At 69.8% G+C, this 14,379-nt stretch carries 11 protein-coding genes; 5 read left to right on the top strand and 6 right to left on the bottom strand.

The annotated features are described in order from the left end of the window. Positions 1 to 319 precede the first annotated feature (319 nt). Positions 320 to 1,255, top strand: coding sequence for a glycosyltransferase family 4 protein (locus ACIDOCELLA78_RS85250; protein ID WP_249675311.1), 936 nt, complete (start codon positions 320 to 322; stop codon positions 1,253 to 1,255). 36 nt (positions 1,256 to 1,291) lie between these two features. Here the strand turns inward: ACIDOCELLA78_RS85250 and pyc are convergent, their stop codons facing one another. Then, entirely contained in the window at positions 1,292 to 4,735 is a 3,444-nt protein-coding gene (pyc, locus tag ACIDOCELLA78_RS85245) for a pyruvate carboxylase (protein WP_201728099.1), read from the bottom strand. Positions 4,736 to 4,984: 249 nt separating this feature from the next. On the opposite strand from pyc, the gene ACIDOCELLA78_RS85240 reads away from it, so the two are divergent. Further along, positions 4,985 to 5,674 (top strand): OmpA family protein, encoded by a 690-nt coding sequence (locus tag ACIDOCELLA78_RS85240; protein WP_201728098.1) that lies wholly within the window; start codon positions 4,985 to 4,987, stop codon positions 5,672 to 5,674. 88 nt (positions 5,675 to 5,762) lie between these two features. Here ACIDOCELLA78_RS85240 and gltX read toward each other — a convergent pair whose 3' ends face one another. Further along, positions 5,763 to 7,097, bottom strand: coding sequence for a glutamate--tRNA ligase (gltX, locus tag ACIDOCELLA78_RS85235; protein ID WP_201728097.1), 1,335 nt, complete (start codon positions 7,095 to 7,097; stop codon positions 5,763 to 5,765). A gap of 92 nt (positions 7,098 to 7,189) precedes the next feature. Here gltX and ACIDOCELLA78_RS85230 point away from each other — a divergent pair, with 92 nt between their 5' ends. The 3 genes from ACIDOCELLA78_RS85230 (at position 7,190) to ACIDOCELLA78_RS85220 (ending at position 9,553) form a co-directional block, all read left to right on the top strand. Beyond that, positions 7,190 to 8,380: an MFS transporter gene (locus tag ACIDOCELLA78_RS85230; RefSeq protein ID WP_201728096.1), complete on the top strand. Its 1,191-nt coding sequence runs from the start codon at positions 7,190 to 7,192 to the stop codon at positions 8,378 to 8,380. Between the two features lie 60 nt (positions 8,381 to 8,440). Next, positions 8,441 to 8,890, top strand: coding sequence for a manganese-binding transcriptional regulator MntR (mntR, locus tag ACIDOCELLA78_RS85225; RefSeq protein ID WP_201728095.1), 450 nt, complete (start codon positions 8,441 to 8,443; stop codon positions 8,888 to 8,890). Between the two features lie 144 nt (positions 8,891 to 9,034). Then, positions 9,035 to 9,553 (top strand): hypothetical protein, encoded by a 519-nt coding sequence (locus ACIDOCELLA78_RS85220; protein WP_201728094.1) that lies wholly within the window; start codon positions 9,035 to 9,037, stop codon positions 9,551 to 9,553. A gap of 114 nt (positions 9,554 to 9,667) precedes the next feature. Here ACIDOCELLA78_RS85220 and ACIDOCELLA78_RS85215 read toward each other — a convergent pair whose 3' ends face one another. From ACIDOCELLA78_RS85215 to ACIDOCELLA78_RS85200, 4 genes are read right to left on the bottom strand one after another with little or no spacing between them, the layout of a single operon-like run. Next, positions 9,668 to 10,618 carry an ABC transporter permease gene (locus ACIDOCELLA78_RS85215; RefSeq protein ID WP_249675308.1) on the bottom strand — a complete coding sequence of 317 codons (951 nt, stop codon included), beginning with the start codon at positions 10,616 to 10,618 and terminating at the stop codon, positions 9,668 to 9,670. Then, positions 10,615 to 11,619 (bottom strand): ABC transporter permease, encoded by a 1,005-nt coding sequence (locus tag ACIDOCELLA78_RS85210; RefSeq protein WP_201728093.1) that lies wholly within the window; start codon positions 11,617 to 11,619, stop codon positions 10,615 to 10,617. The genes ACIDOCELLA78_RS85215 and ACIDOCELLA78_RS85210 overlap by 4 nt, the downstream gene beginning before the upstream one ends. Beyond that, positions 11,606 to 13,180, bottom strand: coding sequence for a sugar ABC transporter ATP-binding protein (locus tag ACIDOCELLA78_RS85205; RefSeq protein ID WP_201728092.1), 1,575 nt, complete (start codon positions 13,178 to 13,180; stop codon positions 11,606 to 11,608). Before ACIDOCELLA78_RS85205 ends, ACIDOCELLA78_RS85210 begins: the two co-directional genes overlap by 14 nt. A gap of 35 nt (positions 13,181 to 13,215) precedes the next feature. Then, entirely contained in the window at positions 13,216 to 14,307 is a 1,092-nt protein-coding gene (locus ACIDOCELLA78_RS85200; RefSeq protein ID WP_201728091.1) for a substrate-binding domain-containing protein, read from the bottom strand. Positions 14,308 to 14,379 lie beyond the last annotated feature (72 nt).

Below are 14,379 nucleotides of genomic sequence, written 5' to 3'. Positions count from 1 at the left end.
CGTCCCGGCGGGTCCGGTTCCGCGGTGCCGACAGCGCACCCCGTTGCCATGCCACGCGATGGCCTGACCCGCCGTTTCTGCTTCGTCACCGATGAATGGCCGCGCCCAGGCGCTGCCGGTCATCTCGCTTATAATCACGCCCTCATCACCCATCTGCGCGCGGCCGGCCACACGGTCGATCTCTACCTGACCCGTCCGCGCCTGCCCGCGCCGGTAATGCGCCTCGCCCCGGGCGCTGTGCCCGTCGCCGGGCCGGCGTCTTTTCCGTGTCGGTCGCTTCCTTGTCGCCGCCGAGCCGCGCGCCGCCGCCGCCGCCCTGTTGCGCCGCGTCGTCCCCGGCCTGCTGCCGCGCCGCGGCAGTACCGACGTCGTGCTCGGTGCCAGCATTGCGGCGCCCGATTCCGGCTGGATCGCCGGGCGCATCGCCGAGAGCCGGCCCGATGCGATCCTGATCGACACCATCTTCCGTGCCCCGCTGCTCGATGAGCCGTCTTTGACCGGCATCCCGGCGGTGCTGCTCACGCATGATGTGTTTCACCGCCGCCATGCCGCGCTGCGCCTCGCCGGCTACCGCGTCGCCCCCGCCGAGCTCGACCGCGCGCAGGAGGCCGCCCTGCTCGCCCGCGCCGGCACCCTCGTCGCCATCCAGCCCGAGGAGGCCGCGCTGCTGCGGGGCATGTGCCCATCCCGGCGCGTCCTCACCGTGCCGATGCCGGCCATTCCGCTGCCGCGCCCGCCGGGCGCTGCCCGCAATCCGGACCGGCTGGTCTTCGTCGGCTCCGACAACCTGCCGAATCTCGACGGGCTGCGCTGGTTCCTGCGCGAGATCTGGCCCGGCCTGCGCCGCGCCCGGCCGCTGCTGCGGCTCGATCTCGCCGGCGATTGCGGCGCAGCACTCGGCCGCCTGCCGGCCGGGGTGCACCGGCTGGGCCGCATCGCCGATCTCGCGCCGCTGCTGCATTCCGCCAGCCTCGCCATCGCGCCGCTGCGCGCCGGTTCCGGCCTCAAGGTGAAGCTGCTCGATTATGCCCGCCACGGCCTCTGGACGGTCGCCACCCCCGATGCGCGGGCCGGTCTCGCGCCGGATGGCTGCATGCCGGTCTACACGGCGGACAGCGCGTCCAGCTTCGGCGCCACCATCCTCGCCGCCCTTGCCCATGGCGGGGGCGAGGCCGAGGCGCTCGCCTATATCCGCCGCCACTACGCGCCGACAACCATCTTCGCCACGCTGGACGAGGCGCTGCAGCGCGCCTGAGCACCTTCCGATCCGTCCGGATCGGGGATGAAGGCTCTACCCGATCTCGACCAGCAGGTCCTTCGCGTCCACCGCATCGCCCGGCTTCACGTGCAGCGCCTTCACCCGCCCGTCGCGGGGTGCCGCAATCCGCGTCTGCATCTTCATCGCCTCGATCGCGACCAGCGCCTCGCCCTGCGTCACCGCCTGGCCCTCGGCCACCAGCACGCTGGCGATCACGCCGGGCATCGGCGCGCCGATCTCGCCCTCGGCCTGGTCCTGCGCCTTGCGCCGGTGCGCGCGGCTCGGCGTCGCCGCCCGATTCGGCACCTTCACCATGCGTGGCTGGCCGTTCAGCTCGAAGAACACCCGCACATCGCCGTCATCGTCGGTTTCGGTCAGCGTCTGCAACCGGATCACCAGCCGTTTGCCCGGCTCGATATCCACGGCGATGTCCTCGCCCGGCTCCATCCCGTAGAAGAACACCGGCGTCGGCAGCACCGCCACCGGCCCGTAATGCCCGCGCGCCTTGCGGTAGGCGGCATAGACGTCCGGATACATCGCATAGGCGGCCAGCTCGTCCTCGTCGATCTTTGCGCCGCACCGCTTCTCCGCCTCGGCGCGCAGCGCGTCGAGATCGGCCGGCGCCAGCAGCGAGCCGGGGCGGACGGTGTAGGCCGCCTCGTCGCGCAGCGCCTTCGCCTGCAACGCCTCCGGCCATCCGCCCGGCGGCTGGCCGAGATCGCCGCGCAGCATCTCGATGGTCGAGGCCGGGAAGGCGATCTCCCGCGTCGGGTCGAGCACGTCGCCCACCGACAGCCCCTGGCTGACCATCATCAGCGCCATGTCCCCCACCACTTTCGACGACGGCGTCACCTTCACGATATCGCCGAACATCATGTTCACGTCGCGATAGGCGCGGGCGATCTCGTGCCAGCGCTCGGCCAGCCCCATCGAGGCCGCCTGCTCGCGCAGGTTGGTGAACTGCCCGCCCGGCATCTCGTGCAGATACACTTCCGACGCGCCGGACTGCAGGTCGCTCTCGAACGCCGCATACTGCGCCCGCACCGCCTCCCAGTAGAACGACAGCCGGCGGATCGCCACCGGGTCGAGCCCGGCGTCGCGTTCGGTATGCCGCCACGATTCCACCAGCGAGCCGAGGCAGGGCTGCGAGGTCAGGCCGGACATCGGGTCCATCGCCGCGTCCACCGCGTCCACCCCGGCCTCCACCGCGGCCAGCACCGTCGCCGCCGAAATCCCCGACGTGTCATGCGTGTGCAGATGGATCGGCAGCCCCACCGCCTCCTTCAGCGCCCGCACCAGCACGCCCGCCGCCGAGGGTTTCAGCACCCCCGCCATGTCCTTGATCGCGAGGATGTGGCAGCCCGCCGCCTCCAGCTCCTTCGCCAGCCCGACATAGTAGTTCAGCGAATATTTCGCCCGCTCCGGGTCGAGAATGTCGCCGGTGTAGCAGATCGCCCCCTCGGCGAGCCGCCCGCTTTCGCGCACCGCGTCGATGGCGACGCGCATGTTCTCCACCCAGTTCAGGCAGTCGAAGATGCGGAACAGGTCGATCCCGCCCGCCGCCGCGCGCCGCACGAAATGCCGCACCACGTTGTCGGGATAATTGGTGTAGCCCACCCCGTTCGCCCCGCGCAGCAGCATCTGCAACAGGATGTTCGGCACCGCTGCGCGGATCTCGCGCAGCCGCTCCCACGGGCTCTCGGTCAGGAACCGCATGGCGACGTCGAAGGTCGCCCCGCCCCAGCATTCCAGCGAGAACAGCCCCGGCAGCCCGGCGGCATAGGCGGGCGAGGCGGCGACGATGTCGTAACTGCGCATCCGCGTCGCCAGCAGCGACTGGTGGGCGTCGCGCATCGTCGTGTCGGTCACCAGCACCCGCGTCTGCTCGCGCATCCATTGCGCGAATCCCTCGGGCCCGAGCCGCTCCAGCACCTGCTTCGTCCCCTCGACCGGCGCCGCCGCCAGCCGCGGCACCTCCGGCCGCCGCGCGCTCGCCGCCGGCCGCCGCCGCCCCCGCGTCTCCGGGTGCCCGTTCACCGTCACGTCGGCGATGTAGCGCAGCAGCCGCGTCGCCCGGTCGCGCCGGCGGGGCAGGGCGAACAGCTCCGGCGTGGTGTCGATGAACCGCGTGGTGTAATCCCCGGCGCGGAACGCGGGATGCGTCAGCAGCGCCTCCAGGAAGGGCAGGTTGGTGCTCACCCCGCGGATGCGATACTCGCGGATCGCCCGCACCATCCGCGCGATCGCCTCCTCCGGCGTCGGCGCCCAGGCGGTCACCTTCTCCAGCAGCGCGTCGTAGAAGCGTGTCACCACCGCGCCGGAATAGGCCGTCCCGCCATCGAGGCGGATGCCGAAGCCGAACGCCCCGCGATAGGCGGAAATCCGTCCGTAATCCGGAATGAAGTTGTTCTCCGGGTTTTCCGTGGTGATCCGGCATTGCAGCGCGTGCCCGTCGAGCACGATCGCCTCCTGCGCCGGAATCCCGGTCTCGTCCGGCCGCCCGATCCGCCCGCCCTCGGCGATGCGGATCTGCGCCTTCACGATGTCGAGCCCGGTCACCACCTCGGTCACCGTGTGCTCCACCTGGATGCGCGGATTGACCTCGATGAAATAGAACCGCCCGGTCTCGCGGTCGAGCAGGAACTCCACCGTGCCTGCGTTGCGGTAATCGGTCGCCCGGCCGATCGCCAGCGCCGCCGCGCACAGCCCCGCGCGCGTCTCGGCGTCGAGATACGGCGCCGGCGCGCGCTCGATCACCTTCTGGTGCCGCCGCTGGATCGTGCAGTCCCGCTCGAACAGGTGCACGAGATTGCCGTGCGAATCGCCGAGGATCTGCACCTCGACATGCCGCGCCCGCCGCACCAGCTTCTCGAAATACACCTCGTCATTGCCGAACGCCGCCAGCGCCTCGCGCCGCGCCGTCTCCACCTGCTCGGCCAGCCCCTCCGCGCCCTCGATTGGCCGCATCCCGCGCCCGCCGCCGCCCCAGGAGGCCTTGAGCATCACCGGATAGCCGATCTCCGCGGCGATCCGCCCGATCTCCGCCGCATCCCGCGGCAGCGGTGCGGAGGCCGGCATCACCGGCACGCCCACGCTCTCGGCGAGCTGCCTGGCCGCCACCTTGTTGCCGAGCGTGCGCATCGTCTGCGGCGCCGGCCCGATGAACGCGATCCCCCGCGCCGCGCAGGCCTCGGCGAATTCCGGATTTTCCGACAAAAACCCGTAGCCCGGATGGATCGCGTCGGCCTTCGCCTCCTCGGCGACGCGCAGCACCTCCTCGATCGACAGATACGCCTCGATCGGCCCCATCCCCTCGCCGATCAGATAGGCCTCGTCCGCCTTGAACCGGTGCAGCGACAGCTTGTCCTGCTCGGCATAGACGCCGATCGTGGTAATCCCCAGCTCGGTCGCCGCCCGGAACACCCGGATCGCGATTTCCGACCGGTTCGCCACCAGCAGTCGCCTGAATGTCTGCACCGCCCTGTGCCTCCCTTGTCATTTTTTGAAGAGCCGAGCCTATGGTCTCCCGGCAACGAGGGCAAGGCGTTTTTGTGCGCTGCGAAAAACCCGGCGCGGGACGGGCGGTTTCCTCCTGACGGCGCATGCTTTAATAACGAAACAGAACATTAAGCACGTTCAAGACGAAACTTTAACCATTTCGCCGCGCCCAGCCGTTGGCGGCCACGGCCCCCGGCCCGACATGGCGGCAGGCGCAAGGAGCAGACAATGTCCGGATCGAAGTCCCTGAAACGAACCGCCTCGGCGCTGATCGCCGTCTCCCTGCTTGCCGGCTGCGCCCAGCAACCGGGCCAGGGCAATGGTGCCGTCACCAACACCGCCGGCGGCGCCCTGCTCGGGGCGGCCGGCGGCGCGCTGATCGGCGCGCTGGCCAGCGGCGGCCATGCGCGCGGTGCGCTGATCGGCGCAGCTGGCGGCGCCGCGGCCGGCGCTCTCGGCGGCTATCTCTGGAACCAGCATCTCCAGGCCCAGCAGCAGCAGCTCAGCCAAACCGCCCAGGGCACCGGGGTGCAGGTCAGCCGCACCGCGGACAACCGGCTGAAGATCAACATCCCCGCCAATGCCGGCTTCGCCACCGGCAGCGCCAATCTCAACCCGCGGATCGATCCCATCCTCGGGCAGCTCGCCAGCGGCCTCGCGCAGAACCCCGCCGAGACGGTCCAGGTGATCGGCTATACCGACAATACCGGCTCGAACGCGATCAACTATCCGCTCTCCCTGCACCGGGCCGACAGCGTGAAGGCGTTCCTCACCGCCCAGGGTGTCGCGCCGCAGCGCATCGCCACCTCCGGCATGGGCCCGCAAAACCCGGTCGCGAGCAACGCCACCGCCGCCGGCCGTGCCGCCAACCGCCGCGTCGAAATCTACGTCGCCGCTCCCGCCAGCCCCGCCGGCTGACCGGGCGCCTGCCTGCTGGCCCCGCGCCGGTTTCGCTCCGGCGCGGGCGCCGCGCCGATTATCCCGCGGCGCGTTCCAATCGCGTTGATTATCCTGCGGCGCGCTCCAGGCGCGCCGCGGCTCGCGCCCGGCCGATCAGCGGCAGCAGCGCCGCTAGCTCCGGCCCGTGGCTCTCCCCGGTCAGCGCCAGCCGCAGCGGCAGATACAGCGCCTTGCCCCGCGCCCCGCTCGCCGCCGCCACCGCCCCGGTCCATCCCTTCCAGGTCGCCTCGTCCCACGGCTCCGGCGGCAACAGCTCCAGCGCCGTCTGCAGCAGCGCGGCCGCCTCCGGCAGCGCTGGCGTCTCGATCTCGCCGCTCACCACCTCCCACCACAGCCGCGCTTCCGACAGCAGGTCGAGATTCCCCCGCACCGCCATCCAGAATTCTGCGCCGCACCCCTCGGGCAGGCGCTCGGCCACCGCCTCGAACGGCAGCCCATGCAGCACCCGCCGGTTCAGCGCCAGCAACTGCTTCGGATCGAAGCGCGGCGCCCCGCGCGAGAAATCGCCAATGTCGAACGTCCCGGCCAGCTCCTCCAGCGTCAGCGGCTCCGGGTCGCGCCGGCTGCCCAGCCGTGCGAGGTACGACACCAGCGCCATCGCCTCGATCCCGTCGCGCCGGAACTGCCGCACCGAAACGCTGCCCGCCCGCTTCGACAGTTTTTCGCCCGTCACATCCGAAATCAGCGGCAGATGGCCGAAAGCCGGCACCGCCCGCCGCGGCTCCAGCGCGCGCATGAGGTCGATCTGCACCGCCGTGTTGGTCACATGATCCTCGCCGCGGACCACATGCGTCACCCCCAGCTCCAGATCGTCCACCACCGAGGTGAAGGTATAGAGCGGCGTGCCGTCGGCGCGGATCAGCACCGGGTCGGATACGGTGCCGAGCGCCACCTCCCGCCGCCCCAGCACCAGGTCGTTCCACGCCACCGCCCCGTCCGACAGCTTGAACCGGAAATAGGGCCGCTTGCCGCCCGCCTCCGCCGCCGCCCGCTGCTCGGCCGTCAGGCTCAGCATCGCCCGGTCATAGACCGGCGGCAGATGCCGCTTCGCCCGCAGCGCCCGCTTCGCCGCGAGTTCCTCCTCCGACTCGAAACACGGATAGAGCAGCCCCGCCGCCTTCAGCCGCTCGGCCGCCGCCGCGTAGCGGTCCATCCGGTCGGACTGCCGCGCCGTCTCGTCCCAGGCGATGCCGAGCCAGCGCAGATCCTGTTCGATCCCCGCCTCGTATTCCGGCTTCGAGCGCTCGCGGTCGGTATCGTCGATGCGTAGCAGCAAACTGCCGCCCATCGCCCGCGCGGCGAGGGCGTTGACCACCGCGAGGCGTGCATTGCCCGCGTGCAGATGACCGGTGGGGGAGGGCGCGAAACGGAACTTGACCATGCCTCTCCGCTAGCATGGCATGATTGCGCCGGGCGAGAGGCCACGCGCGCATTTTCATGGCATAGTTGCAGCTCGTCCGGGAGAGCAAACACGTGAGCGCCACCGTCCAGACCCGCCCGCAGGCCGCCGGCCGCGCCACCATGGCCGTTCTCGTCGGCGTCAGCATCTGCCACATGCTGAACGACATGCTGCAGGTCCTGCTGCCGGCGGTCTATCCGCTGCTCAAGGGCGGCTTTCACCTGAATTTCGCGCAGATCGGGCTGATCACCCTGGTCTACCAGGCCACCGGCTCGCTGCTGCAACCGCTTGTCGGCCTCTATACCGATGCGCGGCCGCTGCCCTATTCGCTGCCGGTCGGCATGGCGCTGTCGATGTCCGGCATCGTCACCATCGCCTACGCGCCGAGCTACGGCATTCTGCTGGCCGGCGCCTGCCTGCTCGGCATGGGCTCCTCGATCTTCCATCCCGAATCGGCGCGCATCGCCCGTGCCGCTTCCGGCGGCCGGCACGGCTTCGCCCAGTCGATCTTCCAGGTCGGCGGCAATTTCGGCCAGTCGCTCGGCCCGCTGCTCGCGGCCTTCTTCATCCTGCCGCGCGGGCGGGCGAGCATGGCCTGGTTCGCCATCGCCGCGCTTTGCGGCATGGCGATCCTCACCGCGCTCGGCCACTGGTTCCGCGCCAGCGGCCACGCCCGCCCGCGGCAGCGGACAGCGCTCACCGCCGCCGACCTCGATACGCGCAAGGTGCTGGTGCCGCTGATCCTGCTCGGCGTGCTGATGATGTCGAAATTCGTCTATCTCTCGAGCATCAACTCCTATTACATCTTCTACCTGATGCACCGCTTCGGTCTGAAGGTGCAGGCCGCGCAGATCGACCTGTTCATCTTCCTCGCCTCGGCGGCGGCGGGAATCATGATCGGCGGGCCGATCGGCGACCGGGTGGGCCGGCGCACCGTGATCATCGGCTCCATCCTCGGCGTGCTGCCCTTCACCCTCGCGCTGCCCTACGCGGGCGAGACCATGACCGTCGTGCTCTCGATCATCATCGGCCTGATCCTCTCCTCGGCCTTCGCCGCGATCGTGGTCTATGCCAACGAGCTTGTGCCGGGCCGGGTCGGCGCCGTCTCCGGCCTGTTCTTCGGCCTCGCCTTCGGTCTTGCCGGGCTCGGTGCCGCCGGCCTCGGCGTGGTGGCGGACTGGACCAGCATCACCACCGTCTACCAGATCTGCGCGGTGCTGCCCGCGCTCGGCATTGTCGCGCTCTGGTTGCCGAAACTGCACTGAGCGCGCGCGGTTGGCGTTTCCCGGCCGGGGCGGCTATGCAGGGCCGATGCGGAGACCAAGATGCCAGCTGCCGTGAAATCCTCGCCCGCCGCCCTGCCCGCCGAGCCCACCCAGGCGCGCCGATTCGGCAAGGCGCGCACGGCGCAGGCGAGTGCCGTGCTCGAAGACTATGTCGAGCTGATCGCCGACCTGATCGCGATCAACGGCGAGGCGCGGCCGATCGACATCGCCCGCCGCCTCGGCGTCTCGCACCCGACGGCGGTGAAGACCATCGCCCGGCTCAAGCGCGAGGGGCTGGCCACCGCGAAACCCTATCGCGGCGTCTTCCTGACCGAGGCGGGCCAGGCGCTGGCCGAGCGCGTGCGCACCCGGCACCGGCTGGTGGTCGCCCTGCTCAAGGCTGTCGGCGTGCCGCCCGAAACCGCCGAGGCCGATGCCGAGGGCATCGAACACCACGTGTCGGACATCGCGCTGAACGCCTTCAGCCGCTACCTCCAGTCCCGCGGCTGATCAGCCCGGACGGGCATCGTCCAAACAGGCAGGGGGTCTGCTTGCGCTGGATCAAGGGGGGATCAGCTGTCGCCGCCTAGCCTCTGCCCGCCGGCGTGCCATGGGCGCGCCAGCGCAGCGCACAGGCAGAGGAGACCAGTTGCCATGTTCATCCATCGTCCCCGCCCCGCGGGATCGTTCCGCCCGGCCCGCCGCGCCGTGCTCGTGTTCACCGCGTCGGGCCTGGCCTCGCTCGCCGCCGGCCGTGCCTTCGCCCAGGACCAGACCCGTACCCAGGATCAGCTTCGCACCCTGGACCAGACCCGCACGCAGGACCAGCAGCGCCTGCTCGACCAGCAGCGCCTGCGCGAGCGTCAGCAGGATCGACTGCATCAGCGCGCCGACGCCGAGACCGAACGGCTCCGTGCGCGCGAGCAGGAACGCCAGCGCGAGCGCGATCGCGAACGCGAACACGCGAGGATACAGGAGCGCGAGAGAGCCCAGACCCAGGCCCGCGATCAGGCGCAGACCCAAACTCAGTCGCAGACACGCGGCGCGCCCGGCATGTCCGGCGGCGGCATCGGTGCCGGCACGGGGGCCGGCATGGGGGCCGGCATGGGTGGCGGTATCGGTGGCGGCATGGGGGGCGGTGGCGTGGGCGGCGGCGGGCGCGGCGGGCGCTGAGCGGGAAGAGCGAGAGCACTTTCCGATCCATCCGGATCGGATGTAGTGCTCCATGATATTGATAAACAGAGCATCTTTATCCGATCAGATGACACCATCTGATCGGATGACGCTCTATGTCCGGCGCTTCAGGAACAGCAGCGCCAGCGCGAGAAGTATGGCGCCGAAGATCAGCTGGCGCGCGCCCTCGGAAATGTTCAGCGTCACCAGGATGGCCTGAAGCAGAACAACGGTAAGCGCGCCGGCGATGCTGCCGGCGTAGCCGCCGTCGCCGCCGGAAAGCCGGGTGCCGCCAATGACCACGGCGGCGATCGGCGGCAGCAGATAATCGTTGCCCATGCCAAGATAGGCCTGCGAGGCATAGCCGCTCAGCAACAGCCCCACGAAGGCCGCGCAGAGCGCGCTGGTGATGAAGACCAGCGCATGCACGCGCCCGACCGGCACGCCCGAGAGCAGCGATGCCGCCGGGCTGTTCCCGATCGCATAGACCGAGCGGCCGAACGGCATCCTGCGCAAGGCCACGATCGCGGCGCCGCCGCAGGCGATCCAGACCAGGAACGCCGCCGGCATGACCCCCACATTGCCGAGGGCGAGGGCGCGCGCGGCGCCGGGGATATGGGTCGTGGGCGCGACCGCATTGGTATAGACCAGCGTGATCCCCTGAAGCATCAGGTTGACGCTGAGCGTCCAGATCAGCGAGTGCACCCGCAGCACGAACACGCCGAGCGTGTTCAGCAACCCCACGCTGACGCCGATCATGATGACGACCGCGAAGGCGACCCACTGATGGCCGTAGACCGAGGCGAGATTGGTGCTCAGGATGGCCGAGAGCGTGATCGTCCACGGCACCGAGAGATCGATCTGGCCGATCAGGATCGCCAGCGTCTCGCCGATCGCGATGAGGCCGATAAAGGTCGCCTGCACGAGTTGCAGCCGCAGCGTTCCCCAGGCGAGGAACTCGCGATTGACCGCGACGGCGCAGCCATAGACGAGCAGCAGGATGAGATAGGCGAGCAGCGCCCGCCGCGCCGCCGGCCGGATCGCGATGCCGGAGAGCGCCGTCACGACCGCAGAACCGTGAGCCAGTTGCCGCCACGCAGCAGGCGCAGCCCGCCAAGGGCCAGAACGGTCATCAGGATCAGCCCTTCGATGCAATCCTGCCAGAAGGCGGAGACGTTGAAGACGCCGAGGGCGTTGAGGATGATCGAGAGCAGGAAACTGCCGAGGATCGGGCCGATGGCCGTGCCGCGCCCGCCGGTGAGGGCGACGCCGCCAAGCACCGCGGCGGCGAGCGAGTTCAGCGTGTAGATGCTGCCGATGGTGGGATCGCCCGATGTCGTTTCGGCGGCGAGGAACAGGGCGGCGATCGCGGCGAACAGCCCGGCCAGCACGTAGCTGATCAGCTCCACGCGGCGGACCGGCAGGCCGGAGACGCGCGCGCTTTCGGCATCGTCACCGACCGCGACGATGAACCGGCCGAGGCGGGAGCGGAACACGGGAAGCCAGGCCAGCAGCACGGCCGCTGCCAGCAGCACCACCGAAAACGGCAGAATACCCCAGTTTCCGGTGAGCGCATTGGCGAAGCCGGCGGGAATGGTCCCGCCCGGGCGCGGCAGGACGATCAGTGCCGCGCCGCCATAGATGAACGAGGTGCAGAATGTCGCGATCAGCGGTTCCACGCGCCCGTAGGCGATGATCAGCCCGTTCACCGCGCCCAGCCCGAGCCCGATCAGCAGCGACAGCACGACGATGCCGCCGATGCCGAGCGGGCTGCCCTGCATCGTCGTTGCCGCGAAGCAGTTGACCAGGGTGATCTCGGCGCCGATCGACAGATCGAGGCCCGCGCCGAGCAGCACGATGGTCTGGCCGATCGCGGCGAGGGCGAGCGGCACCGAAACATTGGCGAGGCTGGCGAGGCCGAAGGGCGAGAGGATCAGCGGCTGGCGCAGCGCATAGAGGCCGATCACCACGGCAAGGCCGATGGCGCAGGAGACCGGCCCCAGATGCTTCTCAAGCCGCCCGCGCCGGCGATGTGCTGCGGGGTGTGCCGTTTCAGGCGGCTTCATGCGCGGCCTCGTGGAAGGAGAGATCGAGAATGTTCTGCTCGGTGATCGCCGCCCCTTCGAGCGTTCCCGAGACCCGGCCCTCGCGGAACACCAGAACACGGTTGCACAGCAGCGGAAACTCCGAAATGTCGGTGGAGTAGAACAGCACGGCGGTGCCCTGCGCCGCGAGGTCGCGGATCACGCCGAAAAGCTCGCGCCGCGCCCCGGCATCCACCCCCCGCGTGGGGTCGCAGAAGATATAGACCGGCATGCGCCGCGCCAGCCATTTGGCGACGACGACCTTTTGCTGGTTCCCGCCGCTCAGGCTGCCGAGCGGTGCAGCCGCACTGGAACACTTGATGCCGAGGCGGCGGACATACTCGTCCACGAGGTCCGCCTCGGCGCGCCGGCTGAGTAGCAAACCCCGGCGCAGCGAGCCGAGCACGGTGATGGCGATGTTTTCCGCGATGCTGAGGCCGAGAAAGCCGCCGAGCGTCTTGCGGTCATCCGGGATCATCGCGATCCCCGCCGCGATCGCATCGCGCGGCTGGCGTGGCCGCAAGGCCCGGCCGCCTACCTCGATGATCCCTTCCAGTCCGCGGCGGAACAGGCCGAACAGGGCGAAGAGGAATTCCTTCTGTCCCTGGCCTTCGAGACCGGCAAGGCCGAGCACCTCGCCGCGGCGCAGGTCGAATCCGATATCGGCGAAATGCGGCGCCAGGGTGAGGCCGCCCACGCGCAGGATCGTGTCGTCCGGCCGGCCGGCATAGGCGGCCGCGCGCGCGCCGGCCTGCCGCTCCTGCCAGGCCTCGCCCAGCATCAGCGAGAGCGCCTTGTCGCGGCTGAAATCGCCGGGCGGAAACTCGCCGACCTTCTCGCCGCTGCGCAGGATGGAAACGCGGTCCGCCAGCCGCTCGATTTCGCCGAGCCGGTGCGAGATCAGCACGATCGCCGCCCCACGGTCCCGCAGCCGTTCGATGACCGTGATCAGGTGCTCGACCTCGGCGATGGAGAGAGCGGAGGTCGGCTCGTCGAGGATCAGCACGCGCGGGTCGGTCGAGAGCGCCTTCGCGATCTCGACGAGTTGCGCCTGGGCCAGCGGAAGATCGCCGACGGTCGCATCCGGTTCGATATCTGACGCGCCCAGCATCGCCAGCAGGGCGCGCGCCCGCTCGCGCATCGCCGCGGCGTCGATCCAGTAGCCGCCGCGCAGCTTTTCCTGGCCGATGAGGATGTTCTCGGCAACGCTCAGGCTCGGGAACAGCGAGAGTTCCTGGTGCACGGTGGCGATGCCGGCGGCGAGGGCGGCGCGCGGGCTGGCGAACCGCATGGCGGCGCCGCCGACCTCGATGCTGCCATCGTCCGGCTGCTCGATGCCGGCGAGCAGCTTGACCAGCGTGCTCTTGCCGGCGCCGTTCGCGCCGAGCAGGGCGTGAACCTCGCCCGGATAGAGCGCGAGATCGGCCCGGCGCAGGGCAACGACGCCGCCAAAGCGCTTGGACAGGCCGGTTGCCGCCAGGGCCGGCGCGCAAGCGGCGCCCGCGCCGGCTGCCCGCCGGGTTCCGTCAGCCGCGATTGGCACCGGCCTTGCCCTTGTGTCCTCGTCCCCGCTTTGCCTCAGCTGCCGTGGACCACGGCGCCGACCGGGATCTTCACCCCGCATTGCGGAATGTCGATATCGGTGACGAAGCTGTTCGGCAGCTTCGGGAAGTAGTTGACGCCGGCCTTCATCTGCGCCGTCGTCACCGGATTGAGCGGGATGTTCGCGGTGCGCGGCAGGCTCTGGCCGTCGAGTGCGGCGATCGCAGCACGGATCGCGGCGGCAGCCAGCGCCGGCGACTGGCCGATGACCAGCGCCGGGATATGATGCGCGACCGCGAGCTTCATGAAGCCGTTATCCGACTCGCTCGTCATCGGCGCCAGCTTCGCCTTGACCTGCAGGAAGGCCTGGAGCGCGCCGGTGGCCCCTTCGGTGCCCCACACGCCGGCGATGTCGTGGCTGGTCGAGAGCGCATCGGCGGTGACCTTCTGGTTCACACCCACATCCCAGTTGCCATAGACCTGCTTGACCGTGATCCCGGCCGATGTCTTGAACACGGCCATGGCGCCGTCGCCCTGGTCGTTGTCGACAGTGGTGCCGGCCAGGCCGCGGACCATCAGGATCCTGCCCTTGCCGCCGGTTTCCTTCGTGAGAAACTGCGCCCACATGCGGCCCATCGCCGCCTGGTCCTCGTTGATGTTGATCGCCTTGTCGGTCGTCACCGTGTTGTCGAAGGCGACGACGACGATGCCGTGACTGACCGCTTCGTTGATCACGCTGTTGAGGCCGGAGGGCGAGGCGGCATCGACGACGATGGCATTGTAGCCGCTCAGGATCATCTGGCGGATCTGGGCCACCTGCTGGGCGACGTTGTTGCCGGCGTTCTGGATCTCGAATTTCGAGATATATTTCGCGACCGCCGGCTGCTTCACATAGGCGCGGGCGATGTTCAGCATCTCGGTGCGCCAGTTGTTGCCGTAATACGAGTTGCTGAACGCGATCTTGTAGGGCCCGTGCTTCGCCTTGGCCGCGACCATCGGGGTCGCTGCCGTCTGCGGAACGAAGCAGGCGGCGAGGCTTTTCGGCGCGACGAGGCTGTCGGCGGCGGCGGTGCCCGTCGCGGCGAGCATGGTCGCCGCGGCAAGAGCGGAAACGATGGAATGACGCATGTTGTTATCCTCCCTGTCTGGCTGCCCGGGCTTCTCCCGTGGCGGGCCGGTTGGTCGTTGATGGGTTGGCCT

It is taken from the genome of Acidocella sp. C78 (assembly GCF_907164655.1).
Note: the sequence above shows the minus strand (reverse complement) of the source record. Positions and strands in the feature narration are given on the sequence as shown.

Excerpts from the sequence above, each read along its gene's own strand:
- ACIDOCELLA78_RS85240 (WP_201728098.1), top strand. The coding sequence starts at position 4,985 with ATGTCCGGATCGAAGTCCCTGAAACGAACCGCCTCGGCGCTGATCGCC.
- mntR (WP_201728095.1), top strand. The coding sequence starts at position 8,441 with ATGCCAGCTGCCGTGAAATCCTCGCCCGCCGCCCTGCCCGCCGAGCCC.
- gltX (WP_201728097.1), bottom strand. The coding sequence starts at position 7,097 with ATGGTCAAGTTCCGTTTCGCGCCCTCCCCCACCGGTCATCTGCACGCG.
- ACIDOCELLA78_RS85210 (WP_201728093.1), bottom strand. The coding sequence starts at position 11,619 with ATGAAGCCGCCTGAAACGGCACACCCCGCAGCACATCGCCGGCGCGGG.
- ACIDOCELLA78_RS85200 (WP_201728091.1), bottom strand. The coding sequence starts at position 14,307 with ATGCGTCATTCCATCGTTTCCGCTCTTGCCGCGGCGACCATGCTCGCC.
- ACIDOCELLA78_RS85220 (WP_201728094.1), top strand. The coding sequence starts at position 9,035 with ATGTTCATCCATCGTCCCCGCCCCGCGGGATCGTTCCGCCCGGCCCGC.